This is a genomic window from Pseudomonas sp. ICMP 10191 (assembly GCF_001467335.1).
In the GTDB taxonomy this organism is placed as follows: domain Bacteria; phylum Pseudomonadota; class Gammaproteobacteria; order Pseudomonadales; family Pseudomonadaceae; genus Aquipseudomonas; species Aquipseudomonas cerasi.
Map to the genome: position 1 here is coordinate 1 of NZ_LKGW01000083.1, position 265 is coordinate 265.

General features: G+C 61.1%; 1 protein-coding gene. It reads left to right on the forward strand.

Features of this window, described 5'->3' with window-relative positions; all coding sequences use genetic code 11:
- On the forward strand, positions 1 to 265 hold a 265-nt coding region (locus AO388_RS07760), incomplete at both ends, for a hypothetical protein (protein WP_058416267.1).

The following is a 265-nucleotide window of genomic DNA, read 5'->3' on the forward strand; positions in this document are numbered from 1 at the left end:
GGCGGGGCTTTCGCCAGCCAGATAGGCCACGCCCTTTCCGAAGTTGCCGCAGGCGTTGTCGATCACGGCAAAGCCGGGAAGGTGGTCATCACCCTGGACTTCTCCCAGATCGGCGAATCCAGCCAGGTGAAGATCAAACACAAGCTCGACTACAAGGTGCCGACCAAGCGAGGCACCCGCAGCGAGAACACCAGCCTCGATACGCCAATGCACGTTGGCTCCGGCGGCAACATCACGCTGTTCGCCGAAAAGCACGACCAGCTGT